Annotated in this window: 18 protein-coding genes; 7 read left to right on the forward strand and 11 right to left on the reverse strand. The window is 64.3% G+C overall.

From position 1 onward, the window contains the following. Positions 1-3: 3 nt before the first annotated feature. The gene (locus WJU21_RS17190; RefSeq protein ID WP_346324695.1) at positions 4-786 is read right to left on the reverse strand and encodes a 3-hydroxybutyrate dehydrogenase; all 783 of its coding nucleotides are present in this window, start codon (positions 784-786) and stop codon (positions 4-6) included. A 38-nt stretch (positions 787-824) separates the two neighbouring features. Next, positions 825-1,955 (reverse strand): patatin-like phospholipase family protein, encoded by a 1,131-nt coding sequence (locus WJU21_RS17195; protein ID WP_346324696.1) that lies wholly within the window; start codon positions 1,953-1,955, stop codon positions 825-827. A 180-nt stretch (positions 1,956-2,135) separates the two neighbouring features. On the opposite strand from WJU21_RS17195, the gene WJU21_RS17200 reads away from it, so the two are divergent. After that, a complete protein-coding gene (locus WJU21_RS17200; RefSeq protein WP_346324697.1) occupies positions 2,136-3,356 on the forward strand; it encodes a TIGR03862 family flavoprotein in 1,221 nt (406 codons plus the stop codon). A 104-nt stretch (positions 3,357-3,460) separates the two neighbouring features. Then, positions 3,461-4,210, forward strand: coding sequence for an NYN domain-containing protein (locus WJU21_RS17205; RefSeq protein WP_346324698.1), 750 nt, complete (start codon positions 3,461-3,463; stop codon positions 4,208-4,210). Positions 4,211-4,214: 4 nt separating this feature from the next. Here WJU21_RS17205 and WJU21_RS17210 read toward each other — a convergent pair whose 3' ends face one another. Genes WJU21_RS17210 through efp form a run of 4 tightly spaced genes read right to left on the reverse strand, consistent with a single transcriptional unit; the run spans position 4,215 to position 7,225 of the window. Further along, entirely contained in the window at positions 4,215-5,204 is a 990-nt protein-coding gene (locus tag WJU21_RS17210) for a D-2-hydroxyacid dehydrogenase family protein (protein ID WP_346324699.1), read from the reverse strand. Positions 5,205-5,216: 12 nt separating this feature from the next. Continuing rightward, positions 5,217-5,630 carry a nuclear transport factor 2 family protein gene (locus WJU21_RS17215; protein ID WP_346324700.1) on the reverse strand — a complete coding sequence of 138 codons (414 nt, stop codon included), beginning with the start codon at positions 5,628-5,630 and terminating at the stop codon, positions 5,217-5,219. A gap of 31 nt (positions 5,631-5,661) precedes the next feature. After that, on the reverse strand, positions 5,662-6,651 hold the full coding sequence (locus tag WJU21_RS17220) for a Gfo/Idh/MocA family oxidoreductase (RefSeq protein ID WP_346324701.1): 990 nt from the start codon (positions 6,649-6,651) through the stop codon (positions 5,662-5,664). 4 nt (positions 6,652-6,655) lie between these two features. Then, positions 6,656-7,225: an elongation factor P gene (gene efp / locus WJU21_RS17225; RefSeq protein WP_346324702.1), complete on the reverse strand. Its 570-nt coding sequence runs from the start codon at positions 7,223-7,225 to the stop codon at positions 6,656-6,658. Between the two features lie 130 nt (positions 7,226-7,355). Between efp and epmA the strand changes: the two genes are divergently transcribed. From epmA to WJU21_RS17240, 3 genes are all read left to right on the forward strand, one after another. Beyond that, positions 7,356-8,426, forward strand: coding sequence for an EF-P lysine aminoacylase EpmA (epmA, locus tag WJU21_RS17230; protein WP_346324703.1), 1,071 nt, complete (start codon positions 7,356-7,358; stop codon positions 8,424-8,426). Then, a complete protein-coding gene (locus WJU21_RS17235) occupies positions 8,423-9,481 on the forward strand; it encodes a lysine-2,3-aminomutase-like protein (RefSeq protein WP_346324704.1) in 1,059 nt (352 codons plus the stop codon). The genes epmA and WJU21_RS17235 overlap by 4 nt, the downstream gene beginning before the upstream one ends. A gap of 194 nt (positions 9,482-9,675) precedes the next feature. Next, complete coding sequence (locus tag WJU21_RS17240) at positions 9,676-9,978, forward strand: response regulator (RefSeq protein ID WP_346324705.1); 303 nt, start codon at positions 9,676-9,678, stop codon at positions 9,976-9,978. A gap of 101 nt (positions 9,979-10,079) precedes the next feature. Here WJU21_RS17240 and fusA read toward each other — a convergent pair whose 3' ends face one another. Beyond that, on the reverse strand, positions 10,080-12,134 hold the full coding sequence (fusA, locus tag WJU21_RS17245) for an elongation factor G (protein WP_346324706.1): 2,055 nt from the start codon (positions 12,132-12,134) through the stop codon (positions 10,080-10,082). Between the two features lie 285 nt (positions 12,135-12,419). On the opposite strand from fusA, the gene WJU21_RS17250 reads away from it, so the two are divergent. Further along, on the forward strand, positions 12,420-13,064 hold the full coding sequence (locus WJU21_RS17250; RefSeq protein WP_346324707.1) for an NAD(P)H-dependent oxidoreductase: 645 nt from the start codon (positions 12,420-12,422) through the stop codon (positions 13,062-13,064). Here the strand turns inward: WJU21_RS17250 and WJU21_RS17255 are convergent. The 3 genes from WJU21_RS17255 to WJU21_RS17265 form a co-directional block, all read right to left on the reverse strand. Beyond that, entirely contained in the window at positions 13,061-14,596 is a 1,536-nt protein-coding gene (locus WJU21_RS17255) for a permease (RefSeq protein ID WP_346324708.1), read from the reverse strand. The two genes, WJU21_RS17250 and WJU21_RS17255, sit on opposite strands and share 4 nt — an antisense overlap. Next, positions 14,593-15,357, reverse strand: coding sequence for an ABC transporter ATP-binding protein (locus WJU21_RS17260; RefSeq protein ID WP_346324709.1), 765 nt, complete (start codon positions 15,355-15,357; stop codon positions 14,593-14,595). The genes WJU21_RS17255 and WJU21_RS17260 overlap by 4 nt, the downstream gene beginning before the upstream one ends. Positions 15,358-15,454: 97 nt before the next feature. Continuing rightward, positions 15,455-15,895, reverse strand: coding sequence for a nuclear transport factor 2 family protein (locus WJU21_RS17265; RefSeq protein ID WP_346324710.1), 441 nt, complete (start codon positions 15,893-15,895; stop codon positions 15,455-15,457). 242 nt (positions 15,896-16,137) lie between these two features. On the opposite strand from WJU21_RS17265, the gene WJU21_RS17270 reads away from it, so the two are divergent. After that, positions 16,138-16,719, forward strand: coding sequence for a hypothetical protein (locus WJU21_RS17270; protein ID WP_346324711.1), 582 nt, complete (start codon positions 16,138-16,140; stop codon positions 16,717-16,719). Positions 16,720-16,743: 24 nt separating this feature from the next. On the opposite strand, the gene WJU21_RS17275 is transcribed toward WJU21_RS17270, so the two are convergent. Beyond that, positions 16,744-18,156, reverse strand: a complete 1,413-nt coding sequence (locus WJU21_RS17275) for a glycosyltransferase (RefSeq protein ID WP_346324712.1) — start codon at positions 18,154-18,156, stop codon at positions 16,744-16,746. Between the last annotated feature and the right edge of the window lie 20 nt (positions 18,157-18,176).

An 18,176-nucleotide genomic window follows, 5' to 3' on the forward strand; every position in this document is an offset into this window, starting at 1 on the left:
CTCCTATTCCATGAACCAGCCATGGCTGACGATCAGCGACTGGCCTGTCAGCGCGTTGGAGGGGAAGGCCGCGAAGAACAACGCGACCTCGGCCACATCCTCGGCCGTCGTGAACTGCTTGTCGACGGTGTTGCCGAGCATGATACGACCGACCACCTCGTCCTCGGAAATGCCCAGTTCCTTTGCCTGTTCGGGAATCTGCTTGTCGACGAGCGGGGTGCGAACGAAGCCGGGGCAGATCACATTGGCCCGGACACCATGCTCGGCGCCGTCCTTGGCAATGACCCGGGCAAGGCCGAGCAGCCCGTGCTTGGCAGTGACATAAGCAGCCTTCAGCGGAGAGGCTTCCTTGGAATGGACCGATCCCATGAAGATCACCGACCCGCCACCGCGCGCATACATATGCGGCAAACACGCCCTGGACGTGAGAAACGCCCCGTCCAGATGAATGGCGAGCATCTTCTTCCAGTCCGCAAACGGGAAGTCTTCGATCTTGTGAACGATCTGGATACCGGCGTTGGACACCAGCACATCGATGCCGCCCCATTGCGCCACGATCTGGGCGATGCCGTCGTTGACGACTGTCTCGCTGACTACGTCCATGACGAGGCCCATGGCCTCGCCCGGTCCCATGGCGGTGAGTTGCCGCGCGGTTACGTTGGCGGACGCCAGATCAAGGTCCGCGATGGCGACCCTGGCGCCCTCCTGCACATAACGCCTGGCGATCGCCTCTCCGATGCCGCGCGCGGCGCCGGTGACGACACAGACCTTGTCCTTCAGCTGCACGTGTGTCTCCTGCAATGCATGGATACGATGACCATCGTTCAGGTTCCGCTCCGCGTCAGGTCGAGCACCGTGACGCCCTGCTTCGGTTTGCTGCGTTCGTGCCAGGCCGGGTTGTTGAAGGTACGGCAGACGTCGTCAGCACCGGCCCGCCAGTTTTCCTCGACGGTAAAGCGCGAGAAATCGACATCCTTCGACCGGGTAAAGTAGTTTTTCCGGCGGTTGATCAGATGGACGATGGTGATCGCCGCGTCACAGCTCAGATCGCTGAGCAGTCTGGCGTCGGGATCGTCCCGCAGCGGCGGCGGCAGCTTGGCCAGCAACCGGTGGGCGGCGCGGCGAAACTCCTGCCGCGAGGTCGCGACATCCGTGTTGAGGCGGGTGCGGCTGGAGTAGCGGATGTCCTTCTCGCGCTCGGCCGCATCCAGCAGGGTTTCGGGAATCGGACCCGTGGCGCTGAACAGATCGACCTGGAAGATCAGCATGTCTTCGCGCAGATCGTGTTCCAGCACATACTCCAGGGGTGTGTTCGAGACCAGACCACCATCCCAGTAGAGTTCACCTTCGATTTCGACCGGCGGAAAGCCGGGCGGCAGCGCGCCACTGGCCATGATGTGTTCCGGCCCGATCCGCTGACGGGCCGTGTCGAAATAGGCGAAATTTGCCGTGCGGACATTGACCGCCCCAACACTGAGCCGCATCTCGCCGGCATTGAGCAGGTCGAAGTCCACGAGTTTTTCCAGGGTCGCGCGTAACGGGGCCGTGTCATAGACGCTCAGCGCCTCAGGTGCGCCCGCCGGATAGACCGCAAAGGGCGGAAACCGCGGCTTGAAGAAACCAGGCAGCCCGAACAGCGCGGCCCAGGCCGCAGCAGCGTCGTTGAAGATGGTCCTGGCCTTTACGCCCGGCGCGACCGGTTCGGCCAGCAGCTGGCTGGAGGCCATGTCCCAGAACGTCTTCAGCCGCTCGACACGCCGCTCCGGCGGGTTGCCGGCGATCAGTGCCGCATTGATTGCGCCGATGGAGATGCCGGCAAGCCAGGCCGGTGCGCAGCCGCTTTCGGCCAGTTTTTCAAATACACCGGCCTGGTAGGCGCCCAGCGCCCCGCCACCCTGAAGCACAAGAACCGTCTTTTCTTCAGGTACCGGTTTCCTGCCTTGGTTCATGGTCATTAGGTCGGTTGGCCCTTTCCCCTGTGCCAGTCGATTGTGTGCGCTGCAGTATTCCGGCAACCCTGCAAAAAAGGAACGGCTGAGGCGTGGAATTGGCCGCACGGAATTCCAGGGAGCGGGAAGATCGCTGGCGCCGCGGACGCAGCGATGCTACCCGCATGTCCTGCAGGAGCATGTTCAGTGAACGATGGACGACAACATCATGTGGCGGTAATCGGCGCGGGTCCGGCGGGACTCATGGCGGCCGACATACTGAGCGACGCCGGCATGGCCGTTACGATCTACGACCGGATGCCGTCTCCCGGGCGCAAGCTGCTGATGGCGGGCCGCGGCGGGCTCAACCTTACCCATTCGGAGCCGTTCGATACGTTCGCAACGCGCTATGGCGCGGCCTCCGGCCGGTTGCGGCCGATCCTCGAGGCATTGCCGCCACCAGCGCTGGTTGCCTGGGCCGAGGGGCTGGGCGAGACGACATTTACCGGATCGAGCGGCCGGGTCTTTCCAACGGCCATGAAGGCATCGCCCCTGCTGCGCGCCTTGTTGCGGCGACTTGGCGAGCAGGGCGTGACCCTGCGGACGCGGCACGATTGGCTGGGATGGGATCCATCGGGTGCCCTGCTGTTCCAGACCGGCCAGGCCAAGGTCGCGGTCACGCCCGATGCGACCGTGCTGGCGCTGGGCGGCGCAAGCTGGCCCAAATTAGGCTCGGATGGTGGCTGGGCATCCATGCTTGCCGCACGGAACGTGGCGCTGACGCCGTTCGCACCGTCCAATTGCGGGTACGATGTCGACTGGAGCGAACCTTTCCGGACACGCTTCGCCGGCGCACCGTTGAAAGGCATTGCCATTACCTATGGCGATCACACCGTACGCGGCGAGGCCATCATTACCGCGTATGGCATCGAGGGCGGCGCGGTCTACGCGCTGGGTCCAGGGCCGCGCGATGCCCTGTCCGCGGGCCGCGATGTAATGCTGCAAATCGATCTGCGACCGGACATGACCGCCGACCGGTTGAGGGACAGGCTGGCGCGTCCGGCCGGCAGCCAGTCGCTGTCCAATTTCCTGCGCAAGGCAGTCAAGCTGTCGCCCCTTGCCATCAACCTGATGCGCGAAGCCGGGCCCCTGCCCACCGGACCGGCTTCGCTTGCCGCGCTGATCAAGGCCGTGCCGGTGACCTTGAGCGGGACACAACCCATCGACCGGGCGATCTCCACCGCGGGCGGCATTCGGCTCGACGCGCTGGACGACACGATGATGCTCCGCGCCCTGCCCGGCGTGTTCGCGGCCGGCGAGATGCTGGACTGGGAGGCGCCGACCGGCGGCTACCTGTTGCAGGCTTGCTTCGCCACCGGCGCCGCAGCCGCCAAGGGTGTACAGGCATGGATCGCCGGCCAGTCCTGATCCACCGCTGCAGCAGCGGTTCGAACCCAGTCATTTGATTTGGCGGGCCGCCGAAGCTCGGGCATGATTCGGGCACACTCAAGCGGGAGGTATCGCGGACAGACATGGCCGAAAACCAAACGCAGCGGCTCAGCCTCGCTGTCCTCATCGATGCGGAAAACGCCTCGCCCAAGATCGCCAACGGGCTGTTCGAGGAAATCGCCAGGATCGGCGATGCCAATGTGCGGCGCATTTACGGCGACTTTTCTCACCCGGGAACGAGCGGCTGGAGAGAAATCCTGTCCAAGCATGCGATCAGCCCCCGGCAGAATTTCCCCAGCACCAAGGGAAAGAATTCCAGCGACATCGAGCTGGTCATCGACGCGATGGACCTGCTGCACAGCGGCCGGGTTGACGGATTCTGCCTGGTTTCGTCCGACAGTGACTTCACCGGACTGGCCAAGCGTATCCGGGAACAGGGACAGCAGGTAATCGGCTTTGGCGAGCAGAAGACGCCGGAAAGCCTGCGTCAGGCATGCCACCGATTCATCTACACGGAAAATCTGGGCGCCACGGCGGAGACCACTGGCGGAACGGACGCGCCCTCGCCGACACCAATGCAATCCCAGAAAGCCAGCGCGCTGTTGAGGAACGTGGTCTCGCAGATCGAGAGCGAGGACGGCTGGGTGCATCTTGGCCAGCTGGGTAACGTGCTACGCAGCATCCATCCGGATTTCGACGAACGCAGTTACGGCTTTCGCAAGCTCAGCGACCTGCTCAAGTCGACGGGACAGTTCGACATCGAACAACCCGATGGCGGCGGATGGCGCGTCCGCATCAAACCGGCCGGCAAGACTCGCAGAAAAGCCAAATAAGCGGCTAACCGCGGGCCTGGGCGTCCTTGTTGATTACCCGCACCGGCCGTCCCGCCGCGAATGCCGCGATCGCCTCCGGCATGTCACCGTAGAACGCCGCCAGGGTCTCACGGGTCACGTAACCCAGATGCGGCGTGACGGTGACATTGTCCATGCCCCGGAAGGGATGGTCGGCCGGCGGCGGCTCGCGGTCGAAGACATCGAGGCCGGCACCGGCGATGCGGCGGTTATTCAGTACATCGATCAACGCCGACTGATCGACGATCGGCCCCCGCGAGGTGTTGATGAGATAGGCGCCAGGCTTCATCAGGCCCAACTCGCGGGCGCTGACCAGGCCACGGGTGCGCTCGCTGAGCTGAACGTGGATGGAAACGATGTCGGCGCGCCGGAAAAGTTCGTCTTTCCCGACCCGGGACGCGCCGCAGGCCGCAGCAGTCTCGTCTGTCAGGTTCTGGCTCCAGGCGATGACCGGCATGTCGAACGCGCGGGCATAGTGCGCCATGCGCTTGCCGACGCGGCCAAGGCCCAGCAAACCCAGTGTGCGCCCTGCCAGGATGATGCCTGCGGTCGACTGCCAGCCGCCGTCATGCATGGTGCGTGATTCGCGCGTCATGTGCCGGACGGTCGCGATCATCAGGCCCCAGGCCAGTTCGGGCGTGGCGTTCGATGTGTTCGCGAAGGCCGGACTGCCGAAGTCCGGATGGATGACCAGCACGCCATGGTCTGTGGCGGCCTGCATGTCCAGATTGGCGAGCCCCATGCCGACGATGGTGATGAGCCTGAGCCTGGGCAGGCGCTCGATCAGGGTACGCGGCAGGGCCATGCGCTCGCGGACCGTACACAGCACATCGAAGGGCTGCAGCAGGGTCGCCGCCTCGTCCTCGGACAGATGCCGGTCGAACACGGTCAATTCGGCGACGCCGTCAAGCGACGACCAGTCCGCCACGTCAAGCGCCGCGCGGGCGTAATCGTCGAGGATCGCGACCTTCAACATGGCGTGACCCCGTCAGGCCGAGTGCAGGCTGGTGTAGGTGCGCGACAGGAAAAGCCAGCGCCCCTCCCGCTTGACATAAGTGTCGTCATAGCGACCGGTATCGGTGCGTGTCTTGCCGTCCGGCCAGATGATGAATTCCCGTGGATAGGCCCGGCCGGTCGCTGTATCGCCATTGATGGTGACCGCGCCGAGCATGGATGTGGCAACCATGGGCGGAAGGCTGTCCATGGCAGCGCGCCATGCTTTAACGATGGCGTCGCGCCCGACCACATGCTCCATGCCGGGAATGGCCGACAACTCCCACACGCCGTCCTCGGCCCACAGCGCGCTCCACGCTTGCGCGTCGTTGCATGTCACCGCGTCGGCATAGGCCGCCACCAGTTCGTGAATCGCCAACCGGTCGTCCACCGGTCCCTCAAACGCCATGCCGTCCTCCCCAGTCCAGTGCGTTGGATCATCAGGTGCCGCGCGGTTTCATCCCCGCAGCACGGTATACGTCGTCGATCACCCGCATATTGGCGATGCCTTCCTCGGCGGTGGTGAGGACGGGCGTTCCCTCGCGGACATTGGCGGCGAAAGCAAGCGCCTGCCAGTCATAGGTCGCGCGGGAATGTGGCGCCTCTACGGTCCTCACGCCGTCGATCTCCAGTTCGATACCGCCGCCCCTGGACGGATGCACGGGATTCTCGAGAATCATGCGGCCGCGCTCGCCGGTAATCACGGCGCGGATGATGAAATCGTCCGCGTCGTAGTTCAGCGACAAATCCATGCGGCCGATACAGCCGCCAGGAAAGCGCATCTCGGCCTTCATGGTGCCGTCGATACCGGGCTTGAATTCGGTGGCCACGGCTTTGGCAATCGCCGGTTCGCCGCCCACAAAGCGCAGGAAGCTGATGGCGTAATAGCCCAGGTCCATGGTCGCGCCGCCCGACAGAACGGTGCTGAACCGGATGTCATCGGCGGTGAAATACTTGCCGGGCACCAGGAAGGTGAATTCGATCTCGCGCAGCGCACCCAGCGTGCCGGCGTCGACGATCTCCTTCGTGCGCGGGCTCTGCGGATGGTAGAGCCAGTGCACGGCCTCGACCAGCAGGCCGCCAGTGCGCGCCGCAGCCTCGGCCATGATCCGCGCTTCGGCCTCATTCGAGGCAAGCGGCTTCTCGCACAGCACTGCCTTGCCGGCCTCCAGCGCCTTTACCGTCCACTCGCAGTGAAGCGAATTGGGCAGCGCCACATAGATCGCCTCGATGTCCGGATCGTCCAGCAAAGCCTGATAGGTATCGCCGCGCGGAATACCGTTCTCGGCGGCGTATTCACCGGCACGGGCCGCGTCGCGGGCGCCGACGGCGACGATCTCGATGCCGCCGACCCGCGAAACCGGCGCGAACAGACCGTATTTCGCAATGGCCCCCGCTCCAAGAACGCCGAGACGGACGGGCGCGGTCATGGGACTAGTCCTTCGCCCGTTCCACGTAGGAACCGTCCTGGGTCATGATCACCACCCGCGTGCCGGCGGCAATGTGCGGCGGCACGTTGGTGCGAACGCCGTTCGACAGCACAGCCGGCTTGTAGGACGACGACGCGGTCTGGCCCTTGACCGCCGGCTCGGTCTCGGCGATCTCGAGCACGACGCGGGCCGGCACCTCGGCGGCGATGGCATTGCCTTCGAAGGTTTTCAGGATGCAGACCATGCCTTCCTGGAGATAGACGGCCTGGTCGCCCATCAGATCCTTGGACACCACGACCTGGTCGTAGGTTTCGGGATTCATGAAGTGGAAGCCTTCGCCGTCCTCGTAAAGATAGGTGAAATCGCTGTCCTCGACAAAGGCGCGCTCGACCTGTTCGGTGGTGCGGTAACGCTCGGACACCTTGGTGCCGTCGGAGATGCGGCGCATGTCGACCTGGGTGACCGAAGCGCCCTTGCCCGGGTGGATGTTGTCGGCGGTCAGCACAACATAGAGCTTGCCGTCGACCTCGAGCACGTTGCCCTTGCGAATCTGGGAGGCAATAACCTTGACCATGTCTGATCCTTGTCCAGGAAGTGGCGCGGCGGCCGCTTGGGACGCACCTGCCGAGAAGTTGGTTTTTCAGGGCCGCATTTAGCCTATGTTGGCGCAAATCGCCAGCCTGACCTTACGGAGCCGCCACCGAGTGCCGCCGAAAACCGCCAATCCTGCCGTCTCTCCCTGGTGGACGCCACATGTCCATGCGGACCGGCGCGGCTTTCTGCTGGCGCGTGGACGCATCCAGTCGGCCTTGCGCGGGTTCTTCGCGGAACGGGATTTCATCGAGGTCGATCCGGCGTCCTTGCAGGTATCGCCGGGCAACGAGGCGCATCTGCACGGTTTCGCAACAATGGCGGTCGGTCCTGACGGATCGGCGCTGCCGCTGTACCTTCACACCTCGCCGGAGTTCGCCTGCAAGAAGCTGCTGGCCGCGGGCGAGCGGCGGATCGCGTGCTTCGCCCACGTCTACCGCAACAGGGAACGCGGGCCGCTGCACCATCCCGAGTTCACCATGCTGGAATGGTACCGCGTGGACGAGAGCTACGAGGCCCTGATGGATGATTGCGCAACCATGCTGGCGCTGACCGCGGAGGCGGCGGGCAACCCGCAATTGACCTACCGGGGCAGATACGCCGATCCGTTCCAGAAGCCCGAGAGGCTGTCCGTGGCCGAGGCGTTCGAGCAATTTGCCTCGATCGATCTGCTGGGTTCGGTCAACGAGTCGGGCGAGACCGACTTCGATCATCTGGCGGCCCAATCGCGCCGTGCCGGTATCCGGGTCGCCGACGGCGATGTCTGGGCCGATCTGTACAGCCGGGTGCTGGTCGAGAAGATCGAGCCGAACATGGGCATCGGCCGCGCGACGATCCTGGACCATTATCCGGTGTCGGAGGCCGCGCTGGCGCGCGCATCGGCCATGGATGCGCGGGTCGCCGAGCGCTTCGAGCTTTATGCCTGCGGCGTCGAGCTGGCGAACGCCTTTGGCGAGTTGCGCGATCCGGCCGAGCAACGCCGGCGGTTCGAGATCGAGATGGCCGAGAAAGCGCGGGTCTATGGCGAACGCTATCCGCTGGACGAGGATTTCCTGGCAGCACTGGCACTGATGCCGGAGGCGAGCGGGATTGCGCTGGGATTCGACCGGCTGGTGATGCTGGCGACCGGCGCATCCCGCATCGAACAGGTGCTGTGGGCGCCGGTGGCGGAGGCCGTGTCGTGACGCTCAACCGTCCCATCACGACGGCGCATGACCTTGAGGCGGCAGAACTTGTTCCTGTGGAGCGGCTCGCCGGCCTGCGCGAGATCACGGCGCGCTACGCCCTGGCCATCAGCCCGGCCATGGCGGCGCTGATCGATCCCGGCGATCCGAACGACCCGATTGCACGGCAGTTCGTGCCAGACGCAGCGGAACTGGTCGTCACTGCCGAGGAGCGGGCCGATCCCATTGGCGACCACGTCCACAGTCCGGTCGAGGGTATCGTCCACCGCTATCCGGACCGGGTGCTGCTGAAAGCGGTGCATGTATGCCCGGTCTATTGCCGATTCTGCTTCCGCCGCGAGATGGTCGGGCCGAATGGATTGGGCACGCTGTCGCCCGAGGCACTTGACCGTGCGCTCGGCTATATCGCGGCGCACGCGGAAATCTGGGAAGTGATTCTGACCGGCGGCGATCCGCTGGTGCTGTCGCCGCGCCGGCTGGGCGAAATGATGACGCGGCTGGCCGGGATCGCGCATGTGAAGATCATCCGTCTCCATACCCGCGTGCCCGTGGTCGAGCCCGAACGAATCGACGACGCTCTGGTCCAAGCGCTGAAGGCGAGCAGCAAGACGGTCTATGTGGCGTTGCACGCCAACCATCCGCGCGAGCTGACCGTCACCGCACGTGCCGCCTGCAGCCGGCTGGTCGAAGCCGGCATTCCCATGATCAGCCAGTCGGTGCTGCTGCGCGGCGTGAATGACGATCCGGAAACGCTGGCGGCGCTGATGCAGGCATTCGTCGAGGCGCGAATCAAGCCGTACTACCTGCATCATCCCGACCTGGCGCCAGGCACCAGTCATTTCCGCGTATCGCTGGAGGAAGGCCGGGCGCTGGTGGCCGGCTTGCGCGGACGGATTTCCGGGCTTGCCCAACCGACCTATGTGCTCGACATCCCGGGCGGGCATGGCAAGGCCGTGGTCGACGGCCCCGCCGTGCAGGACCTGGGCAACGGGTGCTATTCGGTATCGGACTTCAGGGGCGGCGAACACCGATATCCGCCGGACGGGGGTGACTGAACCGGCAATGCCGGGAAGCCGGACGTCAGATTGCCCCGCTCGACGACGATGCTACGGCGATCGGAATGACGCGCGCTTTGCCACCGTAACACGTGCGCCGCTGGTGCAATCACGCTACATTGAAAATGCTTGTTTACAGTCAGTGTGATTCTCTGGATTCATCCGCACGGGCAACTGAATTGGACGCTCAGTAAATGCCGATCGAGGTACACGTGATGCCCCATAACAATCATGACCGCATCCTGGTGGTGGAAGACCAGCCGGAAGTGCGGCAGGCGGCCGTCCGGCTGCTGAAGGCGCTCGGGCATACCACCGTCGAGGCCGATCAGGCGTCCGCGGCGCTGGCCATCCTGGAAGGTGACGATCACTTCGATCTGCTGTTCACTGACATCGTCATGCCGGGCGCCATGAACGGCGTCGACCTGCGCTGGAGGTCCGGCGCCGGCACCCGATGCTGCCGATCCTGTTCACCTCGGGTTACGTGGAGCCCGAACTGATTCGCGATCACGCGGAAGATTTGCACGCCGAGTTGCTGAAGAAGCCTTATGGCAAGGCTGAACTGGCCCAGATGCTGGACCGCGTGCTTCCCCACTGAACCTCAGTCGTCATCGTCCCTGGGCTTGAAGTCGGCGATCACCCTGGCCTGGATGTCGGGCGGGGTCGGTTCGTCGTGGCTGTATTCCATGGCGTAGACTCCGACGCCGCCAGTCATCGCCTTCAGCTGGCTGGCATAGGTCATCACTTCGGCAAGCGGCACCTCGGCATGCATGGTGGCCATGCCGCCCGCCAGCGTGTCGGCGCCCATGATTCGTCCGCGCTTGCCCGACAGGTCCGATGAAATATCGCCGATCATCGACGAGGCAATGGTCACATCGAGCCTGACGAAAGGCTCCAGCAAAACCGGCCTTGCCTTCCTGACAGCGTCTATGAACGCCTTGCGGCCCGCCGTCATAAAGGCGACTTCCTTGGAATCGACGGCATGGAACTTGCCGTCATAGACACTGACCTTGATGCCTTCCATGGGATAGCCGGCCACCGCACCGCCCTGCATGACCTGACGGATCCCCTTTTCGATGGCGGGCAGGTACTGGCGCGGAATCGAACCGCCAAACGTATCGTCGACGAACAGCAGACCATCGACCGCGCCATCTTCGCCGCCGAGCGGGGCGACCCTTAGATAGACTTCGCCGAACTGTCCGGCGCCGCCGGTCTGCTTCTTGTGGCGGTGATGCCCTTCCGCCGGCGCGGTGATGGTTTCCTTGTATGGAATGCGCGGCGGCCTGGTGCGGACGTCCAGCCCGTAGCGATCCTTGAGCAGTTTCAGCTTGGCGCGCAGGTGCAACTCGCCCAACCCGCGCATGACCGTCTCGCCCGTCGCCTGGACCCGCTCGATCTCGAGAGTGGGATCCTCGGCGACGATCTTGGCGAGGGCGTCGTGCAGCTTCCCCTCGGCGCCGGTGGCCGTGACCTCGATCGCGAGACCGTACATGGGCCGGGGCAGCGGCCATGGCCGGATATGCAGATCATCGGCCACCCCGTCCGAATGGATCACCGAATTGAAGTTGATCTCATCGATCTTCGCCACCGCGCCGATGTCGCCCGCGATAATCTGATCAATTTCGGCATGCTGTTTGCCCAGCAGCTTGAAGACATGCGCGATGCGGATGCCCTTGCGGGCATCGCCGACCCTGGGCTGAAAATCATGCCCCACGTGACCCTGGTGCACTCGGAATACGGAGAGCTTGCCGACGAAAGGGTCGAAGGCGACCTTGAACACATGCGCGATCAGCGGCTTGCCGGGATCCGGCACGCCCTGAACCCGTCGGATCTCTCCACCATCCGAGTACTCGAAACTACGCGGGTTACCCTCGAGGGGGCTGGGACACAGATGGGCGAAAATATCCTTCAGCTTGCGGACGCCGATGTTGTCGCGGGCATCGGTGAAGCAGATCGGCACCAGATGCGCCTCGCGCAGCGCCTTCTCGAACGGGTCGTGAAGCTGGCCAGGCGTTACCTCTCCCTCTTCTAGGTAGACCGCCATCAGATCTTCATCGACCTCGACAACCTGATCGACGATCGCGGAATGAAATGCCGCCACGTCGCCGAGGTCGCTGTCGCCCGTCGCGTTGGCGAAGCAGTCGATGATGCTGGTGCCGTTGTTGGCCGGCAGGTTGAGCGGCTGGCAGACGGCGCCAAAAGCTTCCTGCACCTCGGCCAGCGTCCTGGCGACGTCGTCGATGTGATCGATCTTGTTGATGACGATCATGCGCGGCAGGTTGCGCTCGGCAGCAATCTTCATGATGCGGCGGGCAAATGTCTCGACGCCGACGGTGGCATCGATCACCACGCATACGGTCTCGACCGCCGGCAGGGCGCTGATGGTCTTGCCAATGAAGTCCGGGCTGCCGGGTGTGTCGATGACGTTGATGTGATGGCCTTCGTGGTCGAAGTGGACCAGCGTGCTGTCGAGCGTATGGCCGAACTCGCGGGACAGGTCGTCGAAGTCACAGACCGTGTTTCCATCCTGAACGCGGCCCGCGCGTCCGATGATGCCGGCATTGAACAACATCTGTTCGATCAGAGTCGTCTTCCCCGCGGCAGCGGGACCGGTTACGGCGATATTGCGGATGTCGGCGGTGGTGTATCCTGGCATGCGAAACTCCCGCGAAGGAGGAACGACGTCGCGGACTTCGCCGCGGATCAGGTCAACTCAGGGCCAGTATAGCGGCTGATGGCCTGTGGTGCGATTCCCAAGCGTCGGTGCGTGCCCGGACGCCGCATCTTGCTCGGCTTACCGTCCGCTGCCACCGCCTGCTTCTCACCTGTCCGATCAGATCGAGGCGTCGACGCGGCGGTTTCGCTTGGCCTGTAATTGACTCGATGTTAACTAGGACTATCTTTGTCTTTGTTTTGTGCAACAGCACGGCGGAGAGTGATCATGAAACTGATGCATGTCGACGCGAGCCCGAAGCGAGAACGCTCGAGTTCCCGGGCTCTGGCGCGTTACTTCCTCGATCGGCTGGGCGAGCATATGCCGCTCGAAATCGATTATCTCGACCTGGCACTGGTTCCGCCACCGCATGTAACGGAGGCATTCGCCATCGCGACCTACACGCCGGAGGAGAACCGGACACAGGCCATGCGTGACATCCTGGCGCCGTCGGACGCACTGTGCCGCCGACTGCTGGCCGCAGATGCCCTGCTGTTCGCCATGCCCATGTACAATTTCTCGATCCCATCGGCGTTCAAGGCATTCATCGACCAGATCGTGCGGACAAACGTCACTTACAAGGTCGGCCCGGACGGGCGTTATGTGGGCCAGCTTGCCCGGCAAAAGACGCTGTTCATTACAACCCGTGGCGCTGATCTGCGACCGGGCGCCGCGTTTGAGTCCTATGACGCGCTCACCCCTTCCCTCAGCGCCGCCTTTGGCTTCATCGGCGTGGCCAATCCCTGGTTTGTCGACGCCCAGCCCCTCCAATTCGCCGATCAGGAGGCTCGCGACGCGGCGTTGCGGCGCGCGCGCACCGAACTGGACTCCGTGGCGTCGGCATGGGCCAATGAAGAGTCCGTAGCCGCCTAGCGGCCCGCGGCCAGCGCCGGACTGATCCGGCGAATCCCGGCCAGCACGCCCAGCGCCATCAGCGACAGCACGATGGCCGCGGTCCATGAACTGCTGGCCGCCATGGCGCCGGCAAACGCCCAACTGATGGAACTGAACGCCTCGGCGAAGGTGGCGATGCGTGACGATTGCTGGCGGCGGCGGAAGGTGCTGCGCCTCGCCTGGGCGCGGAACCAGAGCTGGACCGAGGTGGCAGACGCCGTCGAGATCGCCACGCCGGCCACCGCAACCAGCGCCTCGAACGGCGCCATCAGCGCGAACACGGCGATAAGCGGCGTGAAGATCAGCGCGACCGCGCCCATCACCGCCTCAAGCTTGGCGCGGACCACAGCCCGCTCGGCCACGGGCGCGCTGGCGATGAGATCGGGCGCATCCTCGCCCGACACCACGACCCATGTGAGGCCGCCTGCCAGCTGGCCGGCGGTCATGATCAAGATCGGCACCAGCAAGGTTCGGGCGTCCAGGTTCGAGCCCAGGCTGCGCCAGAGCAGCACGGCCGGCACCACCAGATAGAGCAGCTGCATCAGGCTCTGCGACAGCAACCAGGGATCGCGCAGCAGCAGCGTCCATTCCTTGCGGCGCAGGGTGCTGGAAGCTGACCCGCCGCGAAATACCGACATGCGGCGACGCGTGCGAACCGCCTCCGGCGCGGTCGTCGAGGCGATGGTTGCCTGGTCGCCGAAGCGCGGTGCGAGCAGAACAACCGTCACCCAGAGGATCATCGCGCCTGTGGCCACCATGCCGGCGAGGCCGGCGGGATCGCCCTCGATGATGGCCCGGCCCGGCCACCAGATCAAGCTGTCGGCTGACGGCGCGTATCGCGCCAGCGCGTCGATCCGCGACGGGGCATTTTCCGCCTTTTCCCCATAGGAGACGATGGCCACGATCTGGATACCGATGACGAAACCCGCTCCCACGATGGCTGCAATGATCTGCGCCACCAGCCGGGTGCGCCTTGGCCCGATGGTCCTCAACAGAAGAACCACGAAAAACGCGGCCGCAGCGGTCGCAAGCATGCCGACCACGGCAATCCCCACATATCCCGCAAGCCAGTGCCAGCCGTCGGTTACCGCCAGCACGTTGATCAACGGTGACGAGACCAAGGTGGCGGTGGCCGTCACCGACATCGCCATGGCCACGATGCGCACGGCGAAAAGCCGATGGGTCGGCGCCGGCGAGGACAGGATCAGGTCGAGATCGGCGCGGGCATAGAATGCGCGCGTCACCGTCTCCATCGCCTGCGAGGTAATCACCGACATCAGCAGAAGCCCGCTGCCGGTGAGCGCGACGAGGGCCGACAGACCGGTTGACGGCGGACCACGCCCGACGATCAGCCAGGCGACCCAATGCGCCAGCACGGCGAAGGCGGCAAGTCCAAGGACGAATCCCCAGCGCCGCGCCTTGCGGCCGCCGGTCATCATGGCAAGCCATTCACGCCAGGCGAGGCGGATCTCGTGGCGGGCAAACCAGAGCGTGGACCCGGATCTGATCACGGCGCGGCGGGTTCGTTGGTTTGCGAGACAAGCTCCAGGAAGGTGTCTTCCAGGCTGGCGCCATCGCTGCCGGCATGATCACGCAGTTCATCAAGAGTGCCCTCGGCGATCAGGCGCCCATGGGCGATGATGCCGATGCGGTCGGCCATGCGCTCGGCGACGTCAAGGATGTGCGTGGTCATGACGATGGTGCTGCCGGCGGCAACATGATCGCGCAACACCTGCTTTACCTGCCGGGCCGATCCGGCGTCGAGGCCCGTCAGCGGCTCGTCGAGAATGATCAGCCGGGGTTCGTGGACCAGCGCGCCCGCCAGCGCGACCTTTTGCCGCATGCCCTTGGAGAACCCCTCGCAGCGTTCGTGCGCATGGGCGGCGAGACCGAGCCAGCCGATCAGATCGTGGGCGCGGTGCTCGGCAAGCGCCGCGTCGACTCCCCACAGGCCGGCGATGAATTCGAGATATTCGAGCGGCGTCAGTTTGTCGTAGATCATCGGCTCTTCCGAGAGCCAGGCCATGACCTGCTTGGCGGCGAGCGGATCGGCCAGCGCGTCGATTCCGAAGATGGAGACCGAGCCCGCATCGGGCTTCAACAGGCCGGCGACAATGCGCAGGCTGGTCGTCTTGCCCGCTCCGTTGGGCCCGAGCAGGGTATAGAACTCGCCGGTGCGGATACTGAGGTCGAGTCCGTCCACGGCCGGCCGGTCGAACCGCTTTATGAGGCCGCGGATTTCGAGCGCGGCGGAAGGATGGAGCTGGTTCATCGACCCTCGACCGGATTGATCCCCACGATCCTACGCCCGCCGCGAAGGTGGAGACGAGATGTTTCAGTGTTCGTGGGATACAACTGGCGCCGGCTCTTCACAGAACGCCGGTTTCCCGGTTCGGCCAGAGGAAGTGAAGCGTGGCGCGATGGATCTTCCAGACACCGTCCACCTTTTTGTAGACGTCGTCGTAAACCCCGAAGATGGCCAGCGGGTTCTCGAGCCCCTCGCGGGTGTTGAAGTCCAGCAAGTACCACCGGCCAGCAGCCTCGTCCGGCCCGGTCAGCCGGATCCAGGCGTTGGTGCCGGCATGCAGCGAGGCATAGGCCGGCTTCTCCGGCGGCGAATATTTGGTGTAATTGGCGCGGATGTTCTCACGGCCGACCCAATGCCCGCCATAGCGCTCGGAGAACTCGCAAACTGCATCGTCGGTGAACAGATCGACCAGACTGTCAATGTCGCCACCGTCGTAGAAGTGGCCCCATTTGGATCGCAACGTCCGGATTTCCTCGATTTCCAGAAGTTCTTCGATGGTCATCGCCGCCTCCTCACGGTTGGTGCTGCGCGCGGCCGCGCACTTCAGGCCTGCATCCTAGGCTGAGTGAGCCGGGCTGGCGAGCGTGCGATGCCAGCGCGCCGGCTGATCGGGGAATATGAATGAAAGCCTGTGATGATGCCGCGGAACAAATGGGCCCGGAGTTCCAGGGTGAGGGTTAGATTGCCGTTCGCAGGCGGACTTGTATACAATCCCACATACCGCACTTTGTCCTTGGGGGCCCCATGAGCCGTACGCTGCGCATCATGCTTTTTTCCACGATCGCCGTGTTTACCACTCCGGCCGCAACGCTTGCTGCCGATAGCGGCAGTGGCCAGGTGGCCGAGGCGGATGCCACCGCCTCCCGGCCGGCGCCGGAGCCGGCACCTGCTCCGGCCGCATCACAGCCCGTTGCGACGGCACCGGTTGCCGAAGCGGTCACGCTGCTGTGCACCGGCACCTATTACGACCCGAACATCGCAGATCCTGTCGCACGGCAACGGGCGACGCAGTTCACCATCAAGCTGAGCTATGCCGGCAACTATATGGAGCTGAAAGCCAGCGAGTGGCCAGCGCTTCAGCCGTCCAAGGAAAACCCGGCGATCGTGCGCACCGCGAAGTTCCTGTATGACGACAGCGTCGTCAAAGCGCACTTCCTGTCAGAAGGCGACGATGTTCGGGGCGCGCTGTTCTCGATCGGGTTGGCGGGCGTGGCCGGCGACAAGGACACCATCACGCTGGATCGCAAAACCGGCAACTTCAATTATCCCAACACCAGCGGCCACTGCGAGAAGGTCGAGACGCAAGAGACGCCGAACAAGTTCTGAGCTTACCGGACCAACAGCGCCCAGCTAATCGCTGAGCCTGAACCTGGGATGATACCCGGCCACATTGCACAACTCGATATCGATGCCGCCGAGATTGGTGAAGTCGCACCGCGTCCGGCTGGACGCCGCCATGAAACGCCGCGTCCGCTCCTTGAACCGGGACAGGGCTTCGAGTTGCTCAAGCCGGGCATGGAAATCCGCCGCGCCCTTGCCGTTCAGGGCGCAGAACCATTCCAGCATTTCCTCGATGACGACGCCGGCGTCCTGTGTGGACCCGTACCGGGTCAGGCCTTCCCAGCGCAGGCGTCCCACGAACTGCTGCTGGGCAGGGTTGAGGCTCGCCAACCCCAGGTCCGATTCCGGCTCCCGGCGGTTGCGCAAGACATCAATGAAACCATCCAGGCGGTTCACCTGCGGCACCGGCGGCGCATCGGGCACCTCCCTGCCGCGGATCCTGGACGCCGCCTTGCCAATATCGATATGCCCCATCGGCGCATCGAAATGGGCGTAGAATGGCCGGTCGAGCTCATAGGTGACGTCGAGCAGCGAAGACGGGGCGAGCAGTTCTGACGCCGCCGCGTGGTCGGCGGCCAGCACCGGCACGGCCGCGTGGGCGGCCTCGATCAGCACCCGCCCCAGCACCTCGAGATTGGACGTCGAGAAGAACAGCAGATAATCGAACCTGCGCATGATGCCGATCACCTGATCATAGGCGATCGGCGGGAGATACTCGAACAAGTCGGTCCGGCCCGTTTCCGCTGCTATTCGGGCGGCGATGGCCTCGGGATCGCAGGAGGCCGAGTGAACCGCGCCGCAGGCGACAAGCCGGTACTTTCCCGACTCTTGCCGGTCAAGTGCCACGAGCAGGTCGACGACCTGCGGAAAATTCTTGTCCTCCGACAGCCGGCCCACATACCCCAACGTGACGACATCGCCGCTGCGAGGACAATCGACTGCCGCAGGATGTCTTTGGCATGGCGCTGCCAGAACCGGCTCGAACAGGTAGATCGAGCGGCCCCGCAAATGGGGGAACAGATGCCGGGTCAGGACGCGGGAATAGTTTGACGTGGCAAGCAGGGCGTCACCGGGCCGCAGATACGGCGCGCACAGCGCCTCCTGCAGGAGATAGCTGCTCCACAACCCGGTCTTGATGTCTCGGACAATGCGAAAATCCAGGCCAAGCCGGTCTCGCAGGTAGTGGTAGTAATGTGCATGGGGGCCGACATTGGCCAGAACGCAATCGGCATTCTCGAGCGTGTCACGCGCATAGTCCGGGTCCCCCAGCAACCGGGGGAAATCGTGAAACCTGGTGTCCAGGCCGGGATGCGGCGTTGCTTCCAGGAGCCGATTGATTTCGGTATGGGCGAGATTGACGCCGTCTCGCTGTTCGAGGTTCGGGTCGCTTTCAAAGTGGTGCAGCGCGAGACGTGTCGGCATGTAGCTTGGGGCGTTCCTAT

It is taken from the genome of Emcibacter sp. SYSU 3D8, from assembly GCF_039655875.1.
Taxonomy (GTDB): Bacteria; Pseudomonadota; Alphaproteobacteria; order SMXS01; family SMXS01; genus RI-34.